Genomic DNA, 22,830 nt, shown 5'->3' with positions numbered 1-22,830 from the left:
TTGGAGTTGCTAACCGAAATTGAACTGTGTGTTCAAGAGTAGACTTAGACGGGAATCCGGCCTGTTACAAACCGGGAAGTATGTGTAATACATACGAGTTGGAGCTGGTCTTTATGACAAATTGGGTGGTACCGCGAAGTTTAACCTTTCGTCCCTTTATGGATGGAAGGTTTTTTTGTATTTAAATATAAGTAAAGGAGAATTTTAATATGGAAAACACATTAGTAAAAAGTCTGTATAGAGAAACTGATAAGTATGTAGATCAAAAAATACAAGTATCAGGTTGGATCCGTAACTTACGTGATTCAAAAGTATTTGGTTTTATCGAATTAAACGATGGTAGCTTCTTTAAAAGCGTTCAAATCGTTTTTGATACAGAACTAGATAACTTTAACGAAATTGCGAAGCTTCCGTTAAGCTCTTCTATTAAAGTAGAAGGTACGCTAATCGCAACGCCAACTGCAAAGCAACCGTTTGAAATTAAAGCGGACAAAATCGAAGTTGAGGGATTATCAGATTCTGATTATCCATTGCAAAAGAAGCGTCATACGTTTGAATACTTACGTACAATCGCTCATTTACGTCCAAGAACAAATGCATTCTCAGCGACATTCCGCGTGCGTTCTATCGCAGCGTTTGCGATCCATCAGTTCTTCCAAGAGCGCGGCTTTGTACACGTTCATACACCAATTATTACAGGAAGCGACACTGAAGGTGCAGGTGAAATGTTCCGCGTAACAACGCATGATATGAACAACGTACCAAAAGGTGAAGACGGACAAGTAGATGATTCAAAAGACTTCTTCGGCAAAGAAACAAACTTAACAGTAAGTGGACAATTGAATGCTGAAGCTTATGCATTAGCGTTCCGCGATGTATATACATTTGGTCCAACATTCCGTGCTGAAAACTCAAACACAACTCGCCATGCAGCTGAGTTCTGGATGGTTGAGCCTGAGATTGCATTCGCTGAATTAGAAAATGTAATGGATTTAACAGAAGACATGCTGAAATATGCAATGAAATATGTGTTAGAGCACGCACCAGAAGAAATGGAATTCTTCAATAGCTTTGTTGATAAAACAGTTCTAGAGCGCATGAACAACGTAATCAACTCTGACTTTGGACGCATCACATACACAGAAGCAATTGAGGTGCTTCAAAAATCAGGTGCAGACTTCAAATACCCAGTAGAATGGGGAATTGACTTACAAACAGAGCATGAAAGATACTTATCTGAACAAGTATTCAAACGTCCTGTATTCGTAACAGACTATCCAAAAGATATTAAAGCATTCTACATGCGCTTAAACGATGACGGTAAAACAGTAGCTGCAACAGACTTACTTGTTCCTGGCATCGGGGAATTAATCGGCGGAAGTCAACGTGAAGAAAGAATGGATGTTTTAGTAGACAGAATTAAAGAATTAGGCATGGACGAAGAAGACTACTGGTGGTACTTAGAGCTTAGAAAATACGGCGGTACAAAACACGCTGGATTTGGCCTAGGTTTCGAACGTTTCTTAATGTACATCACTGGTATGGCGAACATTCGTGACGTGATTCCATTCCCAAGAACACCAGGTTCTGCAGAGTTTTAATAAAAAAGAGGTATATCAACAGCAATCTTGCTGTCTGATATACCTCTTTTTATTTTTCTTTTGAGCAGGGGGAGATGTGAGATAAGGAGAAACAATTATGAGAAAGAGAAAGGAGCTGAACTTGTGAAAAAAAGAATGGTATGTTTCTTAGCGGTGATGCTAATCAGCTTAAGTGCATGCGGAAATGGAAAAGAAAAAGTAGTTCCTACATCACAAGAGGCAGAGGTTGTTACGTTTCAAGGGAAAGAAATAAAGGAGATTCAGCTTACATCTACGAAAACGAAAGGTACGAAAGTATTGAAAAAAGAAAATGATATAAAACAACTTGTATCCGCGATGGAGCAGGTTGGATTGGCGGAAAACGGGGATGAACCTAAAACACTATTGCTAGATGAAGAAGCTAAATCCGCTATTCGCTACAATATGACTATGGATTATAATGATGGTTCGGTTGAAAATTACTTTGTTTGGGTAGAAGATGACGGGGAAGTTGTAATTGGGCATAAAGATACACCAGAGAAAGAACGTGTTGAGTTTTATGATTTAAAAGAAGTCTCAAAAAAAGTTGCAGAGACGTTTAAAACAGAGTAGTAAAAACAAAGGAGCTGACTAAAAAATCCACTTTTTAGTCAGCTCCTTTCACTTTTCGGCATGATCCAGTTCAGCGGCTCGACTACTCGCATGTCGAATATCGTCGTAAGGTCTTTATCCCGCATTAACGGGCAGTAAAGGATGGAGAAGAGCTAAGGAGAAAACTGCCCGTAAAAGCCCAATTGGTGAGAGCCTTCCATCAGTGAGAAAAGCGCCGATAATTGCAAAGAACGATCGATATATCGGTGGACACGGAAAAAGGACTGACTTCAAAAGGCACCTATGTGCCTTTTGGGTCAGCTCTTTGTTTAGTCTATACGTATCCTGCCCATACTGAAAAATAGCTATTTCTTTAACAATCGAAACGCCTTTTCCGTATTCGCAAAATGTAATTTCACAAACTCAGGTAATCTATCTTTCCCAAGCTTTTGAATCAATTTTGCTGCTGCAATATCGACTTGCTTCCCGGCGCCTTTCGGAAGCGTCATACCCGCTTTTTTGCTCAGTTCATCAAACTGTCTTACAAATGAATAACGAGCTAAAATGGAAGCTGCTGCAACAGCGATATGTACACTTTCACCTTTTGTAGCGAAATATACGTTTTCACGTTGTACGTTTTTCTGCTTTGCTAAATATTTATAATATGTAGCCGGTTGTGTGAACTGATCAATTAATATGCCTTCTGGTTTTGTTGGCGCCATCTTAGCTAATAAGTTTGTAATGGCTTTATTATGAAGCATCGCTTTTAGTTGTCCTTGATTGTAGCCTTTCTCAAACATTTCGTTATATTTTTCGTTGTGAAGAACAAGGGAACTGTAAGGGACAACCGCCAGTAATTGTTTTGCAATTTCACAAATTTGTGCATCATTTAAGTTTTTTGAGTCTTTAACGCCGAGTTCTTTTAATAATGGAATTTGCGCTGCATCGACGTATACTGCCACAACTGTCATCGGTCCAAAATAATCTCCTGTTCCGACTTCATCCGAACCGAGAATAGACATAGTAGCGATGGAAGCTGGCGGTGCATAGGAATGGTCATTTACACTTTTCTTTACAGAAGCTTTTGGCGCTGCAGCATTTGCTTGCCAATGACTAGATTCTTCAGCTGCACGTCCACCTTGAAACATTACCTTTCCTGATTTATAGGCTGTAATTGTGCAAGATGGAACCTTTGCCATGAAGATACCGCCTTGGGGGATTTTTGGTTGCAATGCTTGTGCGTATTTTGTTTTCATGTCCTCTATAACAGCAGAACTTACTTGAATGACAATAGAATTTGACAAAATGGTCGCTCCTTTTTCATTATTTCCCTCGCGCTAACGGGCAGTAAGACTCCCGCCTCAAAATTTTGAGAAATCAAAGAAGATAGGTGGGAGGTAATTGCTCCTAAGAGCCCGATTGATGAGAGCTTTCCAACAGTGGGGATAAAGCATTCACACCGTTGGAAGTTTCACTTTATATTTTTATCATATCGAATTGTTGTTTCTGTTTCCATATCATGTTTTTTCATGGTATGATAATCTGTAGGATTCTGTACGGGATTGGAGGACAGTAAGTTGTCACAACAAAAAGGAAATCGAAGTAAAATTAATGTAGAAATTTATGGTCAACAATATTCAGTTGTTGGCGATGAAAGTACAAGTCATATACGCATAGTCGCGGCGATTGTGGATGATAAAATGCGCGAACTGAATGCTAAGAATCCTTCGCTTGACACAAATCGATTGGCGGTGTTGACGGCAGTCAATGTCGTGCATGATTACATAAAATTAAAAGAAGAAAATGAAAAATTGAAAGAAAGAATGAAACAAAAAGGAATTGAATAACATGGTTGATATTATAATCATTGTATTGCTTGTTATGGGTTTTCTCCTTGGACTAAGAAGAGGACTGGTACTGCAGCTTGTAAAGTTAGCAAGCTTTATTATTGCCTATCTTGTGGCATACTGGTATTGCAAAGATTTAGCACCGGTACTGCAAAAGATTATTCCGTATCCATTTAAGCCAGAAACAAATGTGCCAAATTGGATCGATGCAAATAGTATGGAAACAATTTTTTACCAAGCAATTGCGTTTATCGCATTATTTATCATTACAAAAATCGCGTTAACGTTACTGGGACAGCTTTTGAATATGTTTACAGAAATCCCTGTTTTGAAACAGGTTAACGCATTAGGCGGAGCAATCTTAGGTTTTTTAGAAGTGTATATTATATTGTTCGTATTAATTGTAATCGGTACGATACTTCCAGTTGAACAAGTACAAACGTCGCTTAATACATCAACAATAAGCAAAGCAATTGTAAATGATACACCAATTCTTTCTGAAAAAGTTAAGGAATTATGGCAGACAGGTAACAAGGTATAACTTCTCTTTTTTTTGAAAGAGAAGTTTTTTTCTATGATGGAAAGGTGGGAGAGGAATGAAAGTAAATAAAAAACAAGTGATTCAACTACTTGAGACGATTGCACTTTTCATGGAGCTAAAAGGTGAAAATCCCTTTAAAATATCAGCATTTCGTAAAGCGGCAGCAGCGTTAGAAAGTGATGATCGCAGCCTTTCAGAGATTGAAGATTTTACGAAAATACCAGGCATCGGAAAAGGAACCGCAGCCGTTATTGCAGAATACATTGAAGTTGGAACGTCAGAAGTGCTTGCGGAGTTGGAAAAAGAAGTACCGAGCAGCTTATTGCCGCTTTTAAAATTACCAGGCCTTGGCGGAAAAAAAGTAGCGAAGTTATATAAAGAACTTGGCGTTGTAGATATGGAAACATTAAAGAAAGCTTGTGAGGAGAAGAAAATTCAAGCGCTTGCGGGATTCGGTAAGAAAACGGAAGAGAAAATATTAGAAGCAATTGCTCAAGTTGGTTCTCGTCCAGAACGTCTTCCGGTGGCGATGGTGCTTCCTATTGCCGGGGAAATAGAACGGAAATTGTCGAATGTACCAGAAATTATTCGGTATTCCCGTGCTGGTAGTTTGCGCCGTGTTCGCGAAACAGTGAAAGATTTAGATTTTATCATTGCAACAACAGAACCAGAAAAGGTGCGCGAGCATTTATTGCAGTTTGAAAATATGATTGAGGTCATTGCAAGCGGAGATACAAAAGTTTCTGTACGCCTTCAGTATGAGTACGATATTTCTATTGATTTCCGTCTTGTTAAGCCGGAAGAATTTATTACCACTCTTCACCATTTCACAGGTTCAAAAGAACATAATGTAAGAATGCGCCAAATTGCGAAAGATAAAGGTGAGAAAATTAGTGAATACGGTGTTGAAAACTTAGAAACGGGTGAAGTGAAGACATTTGAAACAGAAGAAGCGTTTTTTGCACACTTTGGACTTCCATTTATTCCGCCAGAAGTGCGTGAAGATGGGAAAGAAATTGACTTGATTGGGCAGTATCCGAATTTAATTCAGTTCTCTCATATTCAAGGTGATTTACATATGCATACGACGTGGAGTGACGGTGCTTTTTCTATTGAGGAAATGGTACAAGCATGTCGCGCTCGTGGATATAAATATATGGCAATTACCGACCATTCACAATACTTAAAAGTGGCGAATGGTTTAACGAAAGAACGTCTTCGTGAGCAAGGAAAAGAAATTGAACGCATTAATGAAAAGTATCCGGATATCACTATTTTACGTGGTATTGAAATGGACATTTTACCGGATGCAACGCTTGATTTTGATGATGAAGTATTAGCGGAGCTTGATTATGTCATTGGTGCGATTCATTCTAGTTTCTCACAAGATCGTGAAACAATTATGAAGCGCCTTCGCACGGCAATTGAAAATCATCATGTGACAATGATTGCGCATCCAACGGGCCGCTTAATTGGTCGACGCGAAGGATATGATGTCGATACAGATTTATTAATTGAGCTTGCGAAAGAAACAAATACTGTACTTGAATTAAATGCAAATCCAAATCGTTTAGATTTAAGTGCGAAACTGTTAAAACAAGCGCAAGATGCAGGTGTGAAAATCGCGATTAACACAGATGCCCATACGCTTGAAATGCTAGAGGATATGGAAATTGGTGTTGCTGCAGCGCGAAAAGGTTGGATTCAAAAAGATACAGTTATTAACACATGGGATATTGAACGTTTATTAGATTATATTAAGCGTAATAAGTAACACAAGGGGGACAAGCAACTATGTTAGAACGAACGTTGCGGGTATTAGAATATGACAAAATAAAAGAACAATTGCTTGAGCACGTTGCTTCTTCACTTGGCCGCGATAAAGTGAAAGGGCTTATGCCGAGCACGAATTATGAAGAAGTTGTAGAACTTCAAGAAACAACAGATGAAGCAGCGAAAGTGATCCGTTTAAAAGGACATGTGCCGCTTGGCGGGATTTTTGATATTCGTCCAAATGTAAAACGTGCGAAAATTGGCAGTATGCTAAGTCCGCATGAACTGCTCGACATTGCTAGTACGATGTATGGAAGCCGTCAAATAAAACGATTTATTGAAGATATGGTTGAAAACGGTGTTGAACTGCCGATTTTAGACACGTATGTAGCACGCATTATATCTTTATATGATTTAGAAAAGAAAATTACAAATTGCATTAGTGATGGCGGAGAAGTAGTTGATAGTGCAAGTGAAAAACTACGCGGTATTCGTCAGCAAATTCGTACAGCGGAAAGCCGAATTCGTGAGAAACTTGAAAATATGACGCGTTCTTCTAACGCACAGAAGATGTTATCAGATGCAATTGTAACGATTCGTAACGATCGCTATGTAATTCCTGTGAAACAAGAATATCGCGGTGTATACGGTGGTATCGTTCATGATCAGTCTGCTTCAGGACAAACGTTATTTATCGAGCCGCAAGTCATTGTTGAATTGAATAACACACTGCAAGAAGCACGGGTAAAAGAAAAACAAGAAGTAGAACACATTTTAATGATGTTAACAGAAGAAGTCGCTGCCGAGGCTGATATTATTTTAGAGAACGTTGATGTTGTGGCAGAGCTAGATTTCATTTTCGCAAAAGCTTTCTATGCGAAACGATTAAAAGCAACGAAACCAATTTTGAACAATGAACGTTATATGAATTTACGCCAAGCCCGTCATCCGCTTATTGATCCTAAAGTCGTTGTGCCAAACGATATTGTGCTTGGAAAAGACTTTACAACAATCGTTATTACAGGACCAAATACAGGTGGTAAAACTGTTACATTAAAAACGGTAGGGATTTGTATATTGATGGCGCAGTCCGGTCTGCAAATTCCTGTTCTTGATGAATCGGAAATTTGTGTGTTTAAACATGTTTTTGCCGACATCGGTGATGAGCAATCTATTGAACAAAGTTTAAGTACATTCTCATCTCACATGGTAAACATTGTTGATATTTTAGAGCAAGCTGATTTTGAAAGCTTAGTACTGTTTGATGAATTAGGAGCAGGAACAGATCCGCAAGAAGGAGCTGCGCTTGCAATTTCAATTTTAGATGAAGTGTATAACCGCGGTGCGCGCGTTGTCGCAACGACGCACTATCCAGAGCTAAAAGCATACGGATATAATCGTGAACAAGTGATTAACGCAAGTGTTGAGTTTGATGTAAATACATTAAGCCCAACTTACAAATTGTTAATTGGTGTACCAGGACGAAGTAACGCTTTTGAAATTTCAAAACGCCTTGGTTTATCTGACCGCGTAATTGACCGTGCTCGTGGTCATATTAGTACAGAATCAAATAAAGTAGAAAATATGATTGCTAAGCTGGAAGAAAGCCAAAAGAATGCTGAGCGTGAATGGAATGAAGCAGAAGAGCTTCGTAAGCAATCTGATAAGCTTCATAAAGAATTGCAGCGTCAAATTATTGAATTTAACGAAGAACGTGATGAAAGATTATTAAAAGCACAAAAAGAAGGCGAAGAAAAAGTTGAAGCTGCGAAGAAAGAAGCAGAAGAAATTATTCGTGAACTGCGTCAATTGCGAAAAGCAAAGCTTGCTGATATTAAAGATCACGAGCTAATTGAGGCAAAAAGCCGTTTAGCAGGAGCAGCACCGGAGCTTGTGAAAAAACAAAAGACAAAAGTGAAAAACACAGCGCCAAAACAAGTGTTGCAGCCAGGCGATGAAGTAAAAGTATTAACGTTTGGTCAAAAAGGTCAGCTTCTTAAAAAAGTAAGTGACAATGAATGGAACGTCCAAATTGGAATTTTGAAAATGAAAGTAAAAGAGTCCGATATGGAATATATTAACACGCCAGCTCCTGTTGAGAAAAAAGCAGTGACAGCGGTAAAAGGTAGAGACTATCATGTTTCTTTAGAACTTGACCTTCGCGGTGAGCGCTTTGAAGATGCGATGGCACGTGTTGAAAAATATTTAGATGATGCACAGCTCGCAAGCTATCCACGCGTTTCGATTATTCATGGAAAAGGAACAGGAGCACTGCGCCAAGGTGTACAAGATTACTTGAAAAACCATCGCGGCGTGAAAAGCTTCCGATATGGTGATATGGGCGAGGGAGGCCTTGGTGTTACTGTTGTAGAATTGAAGTAGGAAAACAAGCAAAGGGGAAACGGCTATGTTTATGGACAAACTTGCAAAAGTATTGTTAGCTTGTTGTGGAACGTTCTTTATTATTGGGGTTATATATTTGCTGTTTTTTGCGAAATAAGGGAGAGAACACCGTTTTTGGTGTTCTTTTTCATTGCCTGTTTTCTAGGTATTAGAGTATGGGCATGAGTAGAAGTTGTTATGTATAATAGAAGATGTTATACAGGAATAGAAGGTGACGTTATGATTAAAACGAAAAAACTGTTAGAGGAAGCAACTAATTTTATTACAGATTGCTACAATGAACTAGAAAAATCTCATGAAATACAAGATAGATTATCACAAATTGAAGCTGAAATACAGAACACAGGAACGTATGAACATACTTTTGAGGAGCTTGTTCACGGGGCACGAATGGCGTGGAGAAATAGTAACCGCTGCATCGGTCGTCTCTTTTGGAATAAGCTGCATGTATTAGATGCACGCGATGTAAATGATGCAGAAGGTATATATGAGGCATTGCTTCATCATATTCAATATGCTACAAATGACGGGAAAATCCTACCTACAATTACTATTTTTAAACAATATCAAGGTGAGCATAATCAAATTCAGATTTATAATCACCAATTGATTCGCTACGCTGGATATGAAACAGAAAACGGAGTTATCGGTGACTCTCATTCACTGTCATTTTCAGCGTTTTGTAAGAGCCTTGGTTGGCAAGGGCAGGGGACACATTTTGATGTGTTGCCGCTTGTATTCTCGATTGATGGAAATGAACCAGTGTATATGCCAATTCCAAAAGAATATGTAAAAGAAGTGCCGTTAGAACATCCGGAGTATCCATTCTCCTCATTGGAAGCAAAGTGGTACGGGGTTCCGATGATCTCGGATATGCGTTTAGAAATTGGCGGTATTTCTTACACAGCCGCACCCTTTAACGGCTGGTATATGGGAACAGAAATAGGTGCTCGCAATTTAGCTGATCAAGATCGTTATAACCTTCTTCCCGCTGTTGCTGAGATGATGGGATTAGATACGTCAAGAAATAGTACACTCTGGAAAGATAAAGCATTAATAGAATTAAATGTAGCTGTTTTATATTCTTTCAAAAAACAAGGAGTAACTATTGTAGATCACCATACGGCGGCTCAGCAGTTTAGTCAATTTGAGAAACAAGAAGCAGCGTGCGGCCGTCTTGTAACAGGGAACTGGGTATGGTTAATTCCGCCTGTATCTCCTGCAGCAACGCATATTTATCATAAGCCTTATCCAAATCAAATACTTACACCTAATTTTTTTCATAAAAAAAGATAAGTGCTTGTTGTGTGGATAAAAGAATAACATGTATAGTTAAAAGGGACCGTTTATGGACGATACTAAATAAACGGCCCTATTTTTGTGCTTCTAACATAGAGTGGTTTCATACATAAGAAAAGTTGTGGCAAAACTTCTGACTTCGTATAGGGCCTTTCTTAATAGCTAGAAAGCATTGGAATGGAAAGGTAGGATATGTAATGAAAACAGAAGTTGTTTTAAAGGTTAAGACGAAATACGTAAACGAATTAAAAAGTGGCTATCCACTTATTTCGAAAGAAGCAATTATAAATTTACATGATGTAAATACAGAAGGTACAATCGTAAAACTTGTAGATGATAAAAATAAGTTTATCGGTACAGGATATTATGGTAAGCAAAACAAGGGATATGGCTGGATTTTAACAAGAAAAGAACAAGAACAAATTGACCAGGCCTTCTTTGAAAAAAAGATTAAATCCGCTTTAAGCAAACGTAAAAACTTCTATGAAGATTCAGATACAACGGCATTTCGCGTGTTCAACGGTGAAGGTGATGGAATCGGCGGCTTAATCATTGATTATTATGATGGGTATTATGTTATTAGCTGGTACAGCGAGGGAATTTATCAATTTAGTAAAGAGATTATCGAGTCCTTACAGAATGTGACTGAATTTAAAGCGATTTATCAGAAAAAGCGCTTTGATACGAAAGGTCAATATATTGAAGAAGACGATTTCGTAACAGGAGAACGCGGAGAGTTTCCGATTATCGTCAAGGAGAATGGTGTAAACTTTGCGGTGTATTTAAATGACGGAGCAATGGTCGGGGTGTTTTTAGATCAACGTAATGTAAGAAAGCAAATTCGCGATAAGTATGCAGATGGTAAGACTGTCTTGAATATGTTCTCTTATACAGGTGCGTTTTCTGTCTTTGCAGCACTGGGCGGAGCGGCAAAAACGACAAGTGTTGACCTTGCGAACCGCAGCTTAAGTAAAACAATTGAACAATTTAGCGTGAACGGCGTTGATTACGAGGCGCAAGATATTATCGTAGAAGACGTATTTCACTATTTTAAATATGCGGTAAAGAAAGCATTGAAGTTTGATATGGTCATTCTAGATCCGCCGAGCTTTGCACGTTCAAAGAAGTATACATTTAGTGCTGCGAAAGATTATAAAAACTTATTAAAAGAAGCAATTGCGATTACAGAAAACAACGGTATTATTGTAGCTTCGACAAATTGCAGTACATTCGGTATGAAAAAGTTTAAAGGCTTCATTGATACAGCATTTAAAGAGATTAATGGCAAGTATAAAGTATTAGAAGAACATTCGTTGCCAGAGGACTTTCGGACTAATTCACAGTTTCCGGAAGGTGACTACTTAAAAGTTGTGTTTATTAAGAAGATTAAAGGATAAATTTATAAAAAAAGGAGCTCATATTCAAAAATGAGCTCCTTTTCTTATGAAATAATATTTTTTACACGACCAACTTGTCCATCTTGAAGGCGGACTTTAATACCGTGTGGATGTGAAGGAGAATTTGTTAAAATATCCTTCACAATACCTCTAGTTAGTTTCCCCGTACGCTGATCTTGCTTTAATACAATATCAACCTCAAGCCCAGGTGAAATATTTGTTCGCTTCTGTCCGTTCATTTATACACCTGTGCGTCTGCGTTGATTGTTTGGCTTCTTCGTTTGTTGATTTTGCAATTTCTTTGTTGCTTGACTTTGATTTTTAGCATTTGATCCATTTGCATTTCCTTGCTGTTTCTTCGCAAGTTGCTCACGCATTAAATCCGCTAGGCTTACTTTTTTATTTTCTGACATATTAAATCTCCTTTTATATACAGTGAATTGTAAACATTCATAGTGAACTCCATCATATCATTGTTGAGGGAAGAAATGAAGCTGGATTATGGAGAAATAAGAAGCTTGGGATATGAGAGTGGAAAAGTTGTCGTAAAGGACTTCTTTTGGAAATGCGTTAAAACGAATCGATAGTTCATGTATCGATTTACTTAACAAAAAGCCCCTCCAGTGTATGAACTGAAGGGGCTTTTTACTCATATTTCCTAAATTGTGGATGATATAATAATCTGTTCTCTTATGGAGTGATAAAGCTAAGCGGAGCGTAAGGATAATTTGGGAGAAGATGTGAAATGGCAGGAGTAGGTAAAAATTGATGATGCAAGATTGTATTTCCATCTTGCGGAATACCCGCAGTATTGACTCCAAATGTGTTCGTGATGACACATTTGGCAGGTCCATATTGAGGAGTCACAAGTACTTCGTAGCAAGTATTTGGTTGCTGAACAGGATTTGGGAGAAATGCGTGAATCACGAGGAGATTGCGAGGAGGAATTGTAAATGTAAGCGGTGTGAGAATCGGTTGAACGTTGTCAGGCGGAACGATGTTGCTTTGCTGAGGTTGAATCGCTTGTGCGGTGTTTAAAGGTGGATTGACGAATTGCCCACAAAAAAATACAAACTTGGCAACCTCGGCTGGATTACACGTATTTTGCCTATCTAACACGGATACGGTGACGGTTTGGGGCATGTTGTAATCCTCATTTGAAAGCGTGACGATCACGATCTCGGTATTGGGGTTTCTCCATATAGATCCTGTCGTAAATACAGCGGATTCTCCTGGACATTTTGGAGCCGGGCACCAATAAGAATTAAAGTGTTTGTCTGACAAGAATAATAAAACTCCTTTCTTTTAAAATATAATTCAATTATATGGAATTGTATCCCTTTTGCTTGTATACTTGTCTGACTAATAAACTTATTGAATATTTCGTTTTTTTGTAAATAAAAGCCGTTTGAATGTAATTGTATTTATATATGAGGAATTGAAATGAGGAACTATGCTACATGCTAGCTGGATAAAAGAATGGTAGGAACATGGTTATATTTATCGGGAAATGGGCAAGGAAACCCCACCTTCAAAACATGCAAGACATAGCCAAGTTTAAGGTGGGGCTGAATTGCTGTCGTGCTCATAAAAAATATTTTCTCATCAATGAGAACTTATGTTCTTTTTAGGTGTTTTGTAGTATCATAAAAGAAAGAAGGAGGTGAAATTGATGACGAAAGAAAAAGAATATGTAACCTACCAAATTTGGATTAAGAAAGGTCATAAGTTATACCCTTACTTCCTAGAAATGTGTCAAAATGCAAAAAATCTCTATAACACAACAAACTTTTACATTCGCCAAGTATATACGGCCTTACGTGCTGAGAAACCATCACAGCCACTTCAACAAGAAGTTCTTCATACATTACAAGCGTATATTGGAATTATGAATGAAAATCAACTTCGTACGTATCAAAAAAACTTACAAAAACAGAAAGAAAAGCCAGCAGAAGAACGGAAAGAAATCAAGTGTAATTTGTTTACTCTACCGACAAAAGAAAAATCATTCCTATCCTATAACTTCCTGGATTGTTTGTTTAAAACAATGAGGCAACAAGATTATATAAACCTGCCATCACAAGTGAATCAAGCAGTTATGAGAAAGCTTTTCAAAAACTGGGATTCATTTTTTGAGTCCATAAAAAAATACAAAAAACATCCTTCCACTTTTACTGGTAAACCTCGTATTCCAAACTACATCAAATTATCTAGGAGAGAAGTTGTATTCACGAATCAAGTATGTAAACTCCAAGGTAAGTATATCCGTTTTCCCAAAACAAGTATCAAACTAAATATCGGTAAATTGTTCGGAGAGATCGAAATTCTAAAAGAAGTACGTGTTTCTCCTGCTTACGGGAAATTTAAGGTAGAAATTGTAACACAACAGTCTGAGCCGCCACCTAAGCACATTGACAACAACCGTTATATGAGTATTGATTTAGGGGTCAATAACATTGCAACCATCGCAACGAATACCGGGGCTACTCCTGTGTTAGTAAAGGGCAATGTGATTAAAAGTATCAATCAATACTACAACAAACAAAAGGCGCATTTACTGGGCATTCTTCGTCATGGAAAAGAACCCAAAGAAGGACCACATACATCCAAGCGTTTAGAGAGGCTTCATGAAAAACGGTTTCTAAAAATAAAGGATCTCTTTCACAAAATGAGTTACCATATTGTTCAGTTTGCGATTCAACACGAGATTTCAACGATTATGATTGGGAAAAATACATCATGGAAACAAAACAGTGATATGGGGAAACAACAGAATCAATCCTTCTGCCATATCCCGCATAATCTACTCATTGAAATGATCCACTACAAGGCGAAAAGGCAAGGCATGATGGTACAAGTTGTGGAAGAGTCGTATACAAGCAAAGCATCCTTTCTAGACAATGATGCGATTCCTACTTACGATGAGGAAGACATCCCTGTATTCAGTGGAAAACGTATCAAACGTGGCTTGTATCGTATGAAAGAGAACAAATTACTGAACGCTGATGTGAATGGTGCCTATAACATCTTAAAAAAAGTAGTTCCAAAGGCATTTGCCGATGGAATAGAGGGGTTGTGCCATCAGGCAGCTGTGTCAACTCCGCTTGTGTTAAGCATCTCTTGAAGATGATACACAAGAAACCCCCACTTCAAGATCCGAAGGAGATAAGTGGCGGGAGTTTTCATTTACCAAATTCAACCATCGTATTACAATATAATTATAAATTTTTAAGAAAACGGGTGATGGTGTGCAACATAAAATTTTATTGGTAGAAGACGATATATCGATTCAAGAAATGGTCAATGGGTATTTAACAAAAGAGGGGTTTGTTGTAGCGGTAGCCTCGGACGGAGAGGAAGGAATAGCGAAGTTTTTAGAAGATCAGTTTGATTTAGTTATTCTTGATATTATGATGCCTAAAATAGATGGCTTAGAAGTGATGAATATGATTCGAAAAAAGAGTTCTGTACCAATTTTAATTATGTCAGCAAAAGACACGGATGTTGATAAAGCATTAGGGCTTGGACTTGGCGCAGATGATTATATTTGTAAGCCGTTTTCTATGATTGAATTGTCTGCACGGGTGAAGGCAGGTATTCGTCGTTCGACGAAATATTCCGCTCCGCAAAAGAGAGAAGATGAAATGATTGTAATAGGTGATTTGAAAATTGATACGACGAATTTTACTATTCAGAAAAACAACAAAGATATTAAACTTACTTCTAAAGAATTTGAGCTTTTAAAGCTATTTGCGACAAATCGAAATCGTGTGTTTACAAAGGCGCAAATTTATAACTTGATTTGGAATGAAGAATATTACGGTGATGAGAATGTCATTAATGTTCATATGAGAAGGCTGCGAGAGAAAATTGAGGACGATCCATCTCAGCCGCAGTACATTAAGACACTATGGGGCATCGGTTATAAGCTGGAAGTGATATAGAATGGTTTTATTTTTAACGGCTATTATTTTTATATTAATTGGTGTTATTTATTTTCAATATCGCACGGGGAAAAATCGAAGTGCGAATTTACGTTATACATATGAAAAGTTGCAGGCTATTGTAGAGAAGCAAACGAGTGAAAATTTATTAGTAGTAACAGATGATAAAGAATTGAAATCATTATTAGTGGCAATTAATGATTTGCTAGATGAAAAGAAAAAAACAATTGCGAAACATTCGAAACTAGAAATATCGATGAGGAAAATGCTTTCCAACATATCACATGATTTAAAGACGCCGCTTACTGTGATTCTCGGTTATGTTGAAATTTTAAATGTAGATGAAACGATAGGCGAAGAAGAGAGAAAGATATTACTAGAAAAAATTCATATGAAAACGTTAGAAGTGTTAGATCTTATTCATAAGTTTTTCGATCTAGCAAAACTAGAATCCGGCGATAAAGATATTGCAATGACGCGGATTCATATGAATGAAATTTGTCAGGAACATATGTTATCGTTTTATGATTTATTAACAACACAAGGATTTGATGTTCATATTGATATACCAGAAATGCCAATATATGCGCACGGAAATACAGAAGTCATCGGAAGGATTATGAATAACTTAATTTCAAACGCAATTGCTTATGGGGGAGACGGAAAAATATTAGGGATTACACTACGAAATGATGATAAGTTTGTGTATGTGGACATATGGGATAAAGGAAAAGGAATTTCTGAATCTCACATCGATAAAGTATTTGAACGTATGTACACATTGGAAGATTCACGAAATCGTTTGTATCAAGGCAGCGGACTGGGGCTGACGATTACGAAGCGCCTTGTAGAAGCATTAGGGGGAGAAATCCATCTGTCTAGTACGCCATATGAGAAAACAGTGTTTACGGTTATGTTAAGAAGAATCAACTTTTAGCTTGTAGAAAGAGCAATTCTACAAGCTTTTTTCAACTTAAGAAATTTGTAAGAATGTAGTAAGAAAAAAGAGAACTTCGTTGCTTACAATGCAAATATAGAGCAAGTGCGAAAGGGGAATGAAAATGACATATGTATTGAAAACGAATCAATTAACGAAAGTGTTTCATGGCAAAGAAGTTATTTCTAATGTAAATATGCATGTGAAACAAGGTGAAATATATGGATTCTTAGGACCAAACGGTGCTGGTAAAACAACAATTATGAAAATGATAACGAATTTAATTAAACCAACAAGCGGTGAAATTGAGATTTTCGGTGAGAAATTAACAGATACATCATATGAAGTGTTAAAGCGAATGGGAACGATTATTGAATACCCAATCTTTTATGAAAAACTAACAGCGAGAGAGAATTTGTATTTACATTGTGAGTACATGGGCTATTATGACAAGAAAGCAATTGATCAAGCGTTAGACCTTGTAAACTTACACAATGTAGACGACAAGAAGGTAAAAGACTTTTCACTTGGGATGAAACAGCGGCTAGGAATTGCAAGAGCGATTACAACAAAACCAGAGCTGTTAATTTTAGATGAACCAATTAACGGTTTAGATCCAATCGGCATTAAAGAATTACGAGAATTATTTAAAATGCTTTGTAAAGAATATGGGATTACTCTATTAGTTTCCAGCCACATTTTAGCGGAAATGGAGCAAATGGCAGATACAATTGGTGTCATTCAAAGTGGGAAGCTAATAAAAGAAGTTTCGATGAAAAGTATTAACGGTAAACAAACAGAGTATATTGAGGTTACGGTTCAGGATGTAAAACAAGCAGCCTATGTTTTAGAGAATAAACTACGCCTTACAAACTTTAAAGTAATGAATGAAAATACGATTCGAATTTATGAAGCAAGAATAGCACAGCAAGAGATTTCAAAAACGCTCATTATGAATGATATCGTAATTGAAGGAATTAATAAGAAGCATAGCTCACTGGAAGATTATTTCTTAAACCTTATGAACGGAGGCGGCATCCATGCTTAATTTGATGAGATTAGAACTGATAAAATTTAAAGTTGGTTCTTCGATCAGAGGGGCATTCATTGCGGCGTTTATAATTTTTGGTTTTCTTCTACTAATTGGATATGCTTCAAAATCAGAAGGAGACATTGCTTTTTCAAATTACAATGAATTATTTTCTGTCATAGATACTTTGGTACGTGCAACGTTTATTATTTTTGGAGCAAGTTTACTAGCAAAAATAATTGTTCAAGAATTTACAGATAAGACGATAACATTGCTATTCATGTATCCAGTCAATCGACAAAAACTTATTATCGCCAAGTTACTCATTGTGATTGTATTTACTTTTTTCTCAATGATTATTTCGGAAATGATTGTGTTTAGTTTGTTTTATGTTGCTAATGCTTATAATCCAGTGCTTTCGGAAGCATTAACATTACCGATTGTTACACATAATGCAGCGAAATTAGTAATGAATGCAATCGCAGCAACGGGCATGAGCTTAATCCCGCTTTTCTTTGGAATGAGAAAGTATTCCGTTCGTACGACTATTATATCTTCTATTATAATCGTGTCTCTCGTATGCTCGAATAATGGTGGAACTTCATTAAGTGATATTATTATCATTCCAATTATATTAGCTTGTATTGGAGTAGTGATTGCTTATATGACAGTGCGAAAAGTTGAGCAGGCGGACTTATTTAAATAAGCAAAGTAGATGAACTAGGAGGAGAGACCATTATGCTACACCTCATGAAGCTAGAAATGAAAAAGTTTAAATTTGGTTGGTATGTAAAAGGAGCATTAATTGCCAACATCATTATTACGGCCTTATTCATTTCCATAAACTATATCCAGGAAATAGAAAATGATGTAATTATGACGAATTCTGAGGAGGCTTTTTTATTGATAGGAGCAATGGTACGGGCAACATTTATTGTCTTTGCAGCAGTATTACTTGCGCAATTAGTTATTGAAGAATATAAAAATAAGACAATAATGCTCATGTTCTCTTATCCGATCAAGCGGAAGAAAATCATTGCTAGTAAATTAGCTATTATTGCTATACTGACATTTATAACAATTTGGTTATCTAATATAGTTATTACAGGTGCTGTCTTTCTTTTACAAGGATACTTCTCGTTTATATCATACTCTATAACATTTACTGAATGGATGCAGCAAGCTATCAATATGATTCCATTTGCAATCGCTGCGGCAGGTACAAGTCTAATCCCACTATATTTCGGGATGCGTAAGTATTCTGTTCCTACCACAATTGTATCATCATTTCTTGTCGTTTCATTCGCTTGTTCTTATAATCCAGCGTTCTCAATAGTCACCACTATTCCCATTCAGTTCGTCCTTGCAGCTGTTGGAATTATAATTGCCTACTTAGCAATTCGGGACATTGAGAAAGAGGATGCGATTTAGTTTTTCAGATAGTATTGCAAAGTGTAGTAAAAAGACAAGATTTTTATCAATCTTGTCTTTTTATCATTGAAATTGGATTTGTATGACTCTAATTCTAATAGGAATTTTTAGCTTGTAGAAAGAGCAATTCTATAAGCCTTTTTAACTTAAGAAATTCGTAAGAAAAAAGAGAATTTCATTTCTTATTATATAAATATAAAGCGGGAGCGAAAGGGGATTAAAATACGAAGTGTTGTTTTGATAGGAATGGCACTAGTATTCAGCATAATAAAAGTTAATTAGGGAGGAACGATTATGGATTTACTGGTACTTAATCTAGTAGGTGGGCTTATAGCACTTTTAATAGGGGTAATCTTATATTACAGAAATCCAGAGCAGAAGTTTTTTTTACTTTTCATGGTGATAGGGATAGTAACCGTAATGATAAATGGAGTTAGAATGCTTTTAATATAGTGATGATTTATTTTTATCCCGCATTAACGGGCAGTAAGACCCCCACTGACGGAAGTTTCACTTTATAACACAGAACGATTTCAAGAAAAACCAAATCACCTGAGTCCGATAGAATATCGAACTCAGGTGATGAAAAAGTGCGTAACCATATAGGTCTTTTCTTTACTGTCTACTTGATAGGGGCATACTCATTATCAATCTTGTCTTTTTATTATTCAAACTGGATTTGTATGACTCTAATTTTAATAGGAATTAATTCTTTATTTTTATAAACTGTAACAAATCTTCAAAAGCTGCTTGTTGATCACGCCATAGTTCAGGCAAGTTATTTAAGGGGAAAAATTTTAGCTGTAAGCTTTCTTCGTTATGAGTATGTAATGTTCCGTGAAAATCTCTACAAATATAAGCTAACTTCACTAAGGCAACTTGATCGCCGTTAGATAGTGTTCTTTCGTAATCTTTTCCAGAATACACATTAAAGAATTCAAGTTTACCCAATTTTAAACCAGTTTCTTCTAACACTTCTCTCCTTACTGTATCTTCAACTGTCTCCCCCATTTCCATAAATCCGCCAGGCTGTCCCCACTTTCCGTTATCGGATCGTAATTGTAGAAGCACTTCATTTTTTTCATTAAATACAAAACAACCTGCGGCCACCATAATTACTTTTTCATGTCCAACCATATTTCTTAAATAACTTATATAATCCATACGTTTCAGCTCCAATATTCATTTACATCCATTATAAATAATTCCAGAGAAATTTGTTTTGTTCTTATAGAATAAAAATAAGGTTCCTCAAAAAAGAGGAACCTTATTTTTATTTAGTAAGCAAATATTACATTTGCGGCGCTGTCATTCCAGCTAGAGCCCATTCTTCTTTTGCAGGGCCGTAAATACCAGGAACCTTTAATCCAGCTTGACGCATGAGTACCGTCATTTGCCCACGATGATGGTTTTGATGGTTGATAACAGTCATTATAAATATTGAATTTGGCATTGGTTTTCCAAAGAAATCATTTATCGTTGCTAAATCTTTATCTGTCCATTGTGTTTGTAATGCTTCAGTAAATGCCTTATTCATTTGACGATAGCTATCTGCGATATACTTAGCTGACGTTGGTACAGGATAATCCTTTGTTTCTCCTTCAAACTTTAATCCTGTACGGGATGTAATGACAGGAATAGCAGTGACAATATGCCATGCAATGCGCCCTAACGTCCAGTTTTCCGGCGTGATTGCTTGTTTTAACGATTCATCAGTAAGAGCATCTAATACCTTTTGTGTTGACTCCGCTTCGTATTTCCATGATGTTAAAAAGCCTTCAATTGTTTGGAACATAGAAAAAACCTCCTATGATTGGATTCAAATGGTAAATTCGTGAAAGTTTTATAGTTTCCTTCTAGTATGAAGAAAAATAAAGGAGTTGCATTGTTACTAGATTACTATGTCAATCCTTTCTCGCAACATTATAACAGTAAAAAAGAATAACTCAGAACATTTTGCCTCGTATAGCTGTAAGATTTTATATGTGTAGAGTTTAATGGTAAGGAGGGAGCTGGAGTTCTGAGTATATCGTTGCGGGAATTGTGGCATTTTGTATAGGAGTATGGAAAAGGCAAGTTGTGTTTTCATTATTAACGGGAGTGATTACACTTGTTTGTTGGAGAGTGCTTGTAGGATGGTAATAGTTATAAAATAGTCTGAATATTATGATTGTAACGAAATAATCCCTATACTATAATGAAAATAGTCAACATGAATACACATTCAGTTTCACTTGTGTTAGAGCAAGATGGGCTAGTAGTACGAGAGAATCATATTTTTGTAACTTAAAGAAGGGGGAGTTTTAAAATGGAAAGGCCCTGGCTAAAAAGTTATCCAAAGGAAATTCCGCATACAATTTCCTACGATATGCAGCCTCTTCATGTGTATTTACAGCAAATAGCTTCACAATATCCAGATAAGAAAGCGCTTCATTTTCTTGGGAAAGATATTACATTCTCAGAACTAAATCGTAAAGTTAGGCAATTCGCCAACTATCTTCGCAAACTGGGGATAGAAAAAGGGGATCGAGTTGCCATTATGCTGCCGAACTGCCCGCAAGGTGTTATCGGTTATTATGGAACACTATTAGCTGGCGGTATTGTTGTGCAAACGAATCCGCTTTATACAGAAAGAGAGCTTGAATATCAGCTTCATGATTCAGGAGCGAAAGTCATTCTTTGCCTCGATTTAGTGTTTCCGAAAGTCAGCAATGTGCAGTCCTCAACTAATATTGAGCATGTCATCGTAACACGCATCGCAGATTTTTTACCATTTCCGAAAAATTTATTATATCCATTTGTGCAAAAGAAACAAACGAACCTTGTGGTGAATGTAAGAGAAAGTGAAAATATCCACGTTTGGAGGTCCATTGAACGTGCAGGGGATGAAGCGGTAGACGTTTCGTGTGATCCCGAGGAAGATATAGCACTTCTGCAATATACAGGCGGGACGACAGGATTTCCAAAGGGTGTAATGCTTACCCATAAAAATCTTGTATCCAATACAATTATGGGCATGCATTGGCTGTATAATTGCAGAAAAGGAGAAGAAGTTATTCTTGGTGTACTTCCATTTTTTCATGTATATGGTATGACGGCAGTAATGAATTTATCAATTATGCAAGCGTATAAGATGGTGCTCGTTCCGAAATTTGATATTAAAATGATGCTAGAGGCGATTAAAAAACATCGTGTGACGTTATTTCCTGGAGCCCCGACCATGTATATTGCTCTATTAAACTATCCTGAGCTTCATAAATATGATATTTCTTCCATTAGCGCATGTATTAGTGGTTCCGCCCCGCTTCCGGTTGAAGTGCAAGAACAATTTGAAAGTGTAACGGGAGGAAAGCTTGTAGAAGGATATGGCTTAACGGAATCATCCCCGGTTACACATGGTAACTTTTTATGGGCAAGACGGGTGCCGGGAAGTATAGGGGTGCCGTGGCCTGATACGGATGCGCGCATTATTTCGTTAGAGACAGGTGAAGCATTGCCAATAGGAGAGGTTGGAGAAATTGTTGTGAAGGGTCCGCAAGTGATGAAGGGGTATTGGAATAAACCAGAGGAAACAGCGGCAGTTTTGCAAGATGACTGGCTTTATACGGGTGATGTTGGATATATGGACGAAAACGGCTTTTTTTATGTGAAAGATCGTAAGAAAGATATGATTGTTGCCAGTGGATTTAACGTATATCCACGCGAAGTAGAAGAAGTATTGTATGAGCACGAAAAAGTGCAAGAGGTTGTCGTTCTTGGTGTGCCTGATCCGTACCGCGGTGAAACAGTGAAGGCTTTCGTTGTTATTAAAGATGGTGCAACATGTTCAGAAGAAGAATTAAATGAGTTTGCTCGTAAATATTTAGCAGCGTATAAAGTTCCTAAAATATATGAGTTTCGGAAAGATTTGCCGAAAACAACTGTTGGGAAAATTTTACGTCGTGTGCTTGTTGAAGAAGAGCTGCGAAAACAAGAAGATGAGCAGACGGGCTAAACGCCCTTTCTTTTTTGGATGAGTAGTATTGACAATATTTTAAATAGTCAGTATTATTGAAAT

General features: G+C 37.1%; 21 protein-coding genes and 1 other annotated feature (1 of these 22 running past the window's edge). Of the genes, 15 read left to right on the top strand and 6 right to left on the bottom strand.

Features of this window, described 5'->3' with window-relative positions:
- Nucleotides 1-159: a binding site (T-box leader), on the top strand; it begins 95 nt to the left of the window's first position.
- 50 nt (nucleotides 160-209) lie between these two features.
- Nucleotides 210-1,601: an asparagine--tRNA ligase gene (gene asnS / locus NKR74_RS19260; protein ID WP_098305237.1), complete on the top strand. Its 1,392-nt coding sequence runs from the start codon at nucleotides 210-212 to the stop codon at nucleotides 1,599-1,601.
- Between the two features lie 123 nt (nucleotides 1,602-1,724).
- Nucleotides 1,725-2,192 carry a hypothetical protein gene (locus NKR74_RS19255; protein ID WP_098305235.1) on the top strand — a complete coding sequence of 156 codons (468 nt, stop codon included), beginning with the start codon at nucleotides 1,725-1,727 and terminating at the stop codon, nucleotides 2,190-2,192.
- 344 nt (nucleotides 2,193-2,536) lie between these two features.
- On the opposite strand, the gene rnhC is transcribed toward NKR74_RS19255, so the two are convergent.
- Nucleotides 2,537-3,475, bottom strand: coding sequence for a ribonuclease HIII (rnhC, locus tag NKR74_RS19250; protein WP_098305233.1), 939 nt, complete (start codon nucleotides 3,473-3,475; stop codon nucleotides 2,537-2,539).
- Nucleotides 3,476-3,748: 273 nt separating this feature from the next.
- Here rnhC and zapA point away from each other — a divergent pair, with 273 nt between their 5' ends.
- From zapA to NKR74_RS19220, 6 genes are all read left to right on the top strand, one after another.
- The gene (zapA, locus tag NKR74_RS19245; protein WP_141524942.1) at nucleotides 3,749-4,018 is read left to right on the top strand and encodes a cell division protein ZapA; all 270 of its coding nucleotides are present in this window, start codon (nucleotides 3,749-3,751) and stop codon (nucleotides 4,016-4,018) included.
- Nucleotide 4,019: 1 nt separating this feature from the next.
- Nucleotides 4,020-4,559 carry a CvpA family protein gene (locus tag NKR74_RS19240; protein WP_098305229.1) on the top strand — a complete coding sequence of 180 codons (540 nt, stop codon included), beginning with the start codon at nucleotides 4,020-4,022 and terminating at the stop codon, nucleotides 4,557-4,559.
- 55 nt (nucleotides 4,560-4,614) lie between these two features.
- Nucleotides 4,615-6,333, top strand: a complete 1,719-nt coding sequence (gene polX / locus NKR74_RS19235) for a DNA polymerase/3'-5' exonuclease PolX (RefSeq protein ID WP_253630539.1) — start codon at nucleotides 4,615-4,617, stop codon at nucleotides 6,331-6,333.
- Nucleotides 6,334-6,353: 20 nt separating this feature from the next.
- Complete coding sequence (locus NKR74_RS19230) at nucleotides 6,354-8,714, top strand: endonuclease MutS2 (RefSeq protein WP_098305225.1); 2,361 nt, start codon at nucleotides 6,354-6,356, stop codon at nucleotides 8,712-8,714.
- A 240-nt stretch (nucleotides 8,715-8,954) separates the two neighbouring features.
- Entirely contained in the window at nucleotides 8,955-10,031 is a 1,077-nt protein-coding gene (locus NKR74_RS19225; protein WP_253630538.1) for a nitric oxide synthase oxygenase, read from the top strand.
- Nucleotides 10,032-10,231: 200 nt separating this feature from the next.
- Complete coding sequence (locus NKR74_RS19220; RefSeq protein ID WP_253630537.1) at nucleotides 10,232-11,431, top strand: class I SAM-dependent rRNA methyltransferase; 1,200 nt, start codon at nucleotides 10,232-10,234, stop codon at nucleotides 11,429-11,431.
- A 44-nt stretch (nucleotides 11,432-11,475) separates the two neighbouring features.
- Here NKR74_RS19220 and NKR74_RS19215 read toward each other — a convergent pair whose 3' ends face one another.
- The 3 genes from NKR74_RS19215 to NKR74_RS19205 all read right to left on the bottom strand — a co-directional run bounded on the left by NKR74_RS19215 (nucleotide 11,476) and on the right by NKR74_RS19205 (nucleotide 12,574).
- Nucleotides 11,476-11,670 (bottom strand): YwbE family protein, encoded by a 195-nt coding sequence (locus NKR74_RS19215; RefSeq protein ID WP_098305219.1) that lies wholly within the window; start codon nucleotides 11,668-11,670, stop codon nucleotides 11,476-11,478.
- Nucleotides 11,671-11,844, bottom strand: coding sequence for a hypothetical protein (locus NKR74_RS19210; RefSeq protein ID WP_098305217.1), 174 nt, complete (start codon nucleotides 11,842-11,844; stop codon nucleotides 11,671-11,673).
- Between the two features lie 277 nt (nucleotides 11,845-12,121).
- Nucleotides 12,122-12,574, bottom strand: coding sequence for a hypothetical protein (locus tag NKR74_RS19205; RefSeq protein ID WP_253630536.1), 453 nt, complete (start codon nucleotides 12,572-12,574; stop codon nucleotides 12,122-12,124).
- 529 nt (nucleotides 12,575-13,103) lie between these two features.
- On the opposite strand from NKR74_RS19205, the gene NKR74_RS19200 reads away from it, so the two are divergent.
- From NKR74_RS19200 to NKR74_RS19175, 6 genes are all read left to right on the top strand, one after another.
- Complete coding sequence (locus NKR74_RS19200; protein ID WP_253630535.1) at nucleotides 13,104-14,555, top strand: RNA-guided endonuclease InsQ/TnpB family protein; 1,452 nt, start codon at nucleotides 13,104-13,106, stop codon at nucleotides 14,553-14,555.
- Nucleotides 14,556-14,679: 124 nt separating this feature from the next.
- Entirely contained in the window at nucleotides 14,680-15,375 is a 696-nt protein-coding gene (locus NKR74_RS19195; protein ID WP_098305210.1) for a response regulator transcription factor, read from the top strand.
- 1 nt (nucleotide 15,376) lies between these two features.
- On the top strand, nucleotides 15,377-16,312 hold the full coding sequence (locus NKR74_RS19190) for a HAMP domain-containing histidine kinase (protein ID WP_098305208.1): 936 nt from the start codon (nucleotides 15,377-15,379) through the stop codon (nucleotides 16,310-16,312).
- 124 nt (nucleotides 16,313-16,436) lie between these two features.
- Entirely contained in the window at nucleotides 16,437-17,360 is a 924-nt protein-coding gene (locus NKR74_RS19185; protein ID WP_098305206.1) for an ABC transporter ATP-binding protein, read from the top strand.
- Nucleotides 17,353-18,048: an ABC transporter permease gene (locus NKR74_RS19180; RefSeq protein ID WP_098305203.1), complete on the top strand. Its 696-nt coding sequence runs from the start codon at nucleotides 17,353-17,355 to the stop codon at nucleotides 18,046-18,048. The genes NKR74_RS19185 and NKR74_RS19180 overlap by 8 nt, the downstream gene beginning before the upstream one ends.
- Before the next feature lie 32 nt (nucleotides 18,049-18,080).
- Nucleotides 18,081-18,773 carry an ABC transporter permease gene (locus tag NKR74_RS19175; protein WP_098305201.1) on the top strand — a complete coding sequence of 231 codons (693 nt, stop codon included), beginning with the start codon at nucleotides 18,081-18,083 and terminating at the stop codon, nucleotides 18,771-18,773.
- Nucleotides 18,774-19,478: 705 nt separating this feature from the next.
- Here the strand turns inward: NKR74_RS19175 and NKR74_RS19170 are convergent.
- Together NKR74_RS19170 and NKR74_RS19165 are read right to left on the bottom strand one after the other, a co-directional pair.
- On the bottom strand, nucleotides 19,479-19,937 hold the full coding sequence (locus NKR74_RS19170) for an NUDIX hydrolase (protein ID WP_098305197.1): 459 nt from the start codon (nucleotides 19,935-19,937) through the stop codon (nucleotides 19,479-19,481).
- 127 nt (nucleotides 19,938-20,064) lie between these two features.
- The gene (locus tag NKR74_RS19165; RefSeq protein ID WP_098305195.1) at nucleotides 20,065-20,568 is read right to left on the bottom strand and encodes a DinB family protein; all 504 of its coding nucleotides are present in this window, start codon (nucleotides 20,566-20,568) and stop codon (nucleotides 20,065-20,067) included.
- Between the two features lie 513 nt (nucleotides 20,569-21,081).
- Between NKR74_RS19165 and NKR74_RS19160 the strand changes: the two genes are divergently transcribed.
- Entirely contained in the window at nucleotides 21,082-22,767 is a 1,686-nt protein-coding gene (locus NKR74_RS19160; RefSeq protein ID WP_253630534.1) for a long-chain-fatty-acid--CoA ligase, read from the top strand.
- The last annotated feature ends 63 nt before the right edge of the window (nucleotides 22,768-22,830 follow it).

The sequence above is a fragment of the Bacillus sp. 3103sda1 genome (assembly GCF_024159135.1).
Lineage (GTDB): Bacteria > Bacillota > Bacilli > Bacillales > Bacillaceae_G > Bacillus_A > Bacillus_A rhizoplanae.
Note: the sequence above shows the minus strand (reverse complement) of the source record. Positions and strands in the feature narration are given on the sequence as shown.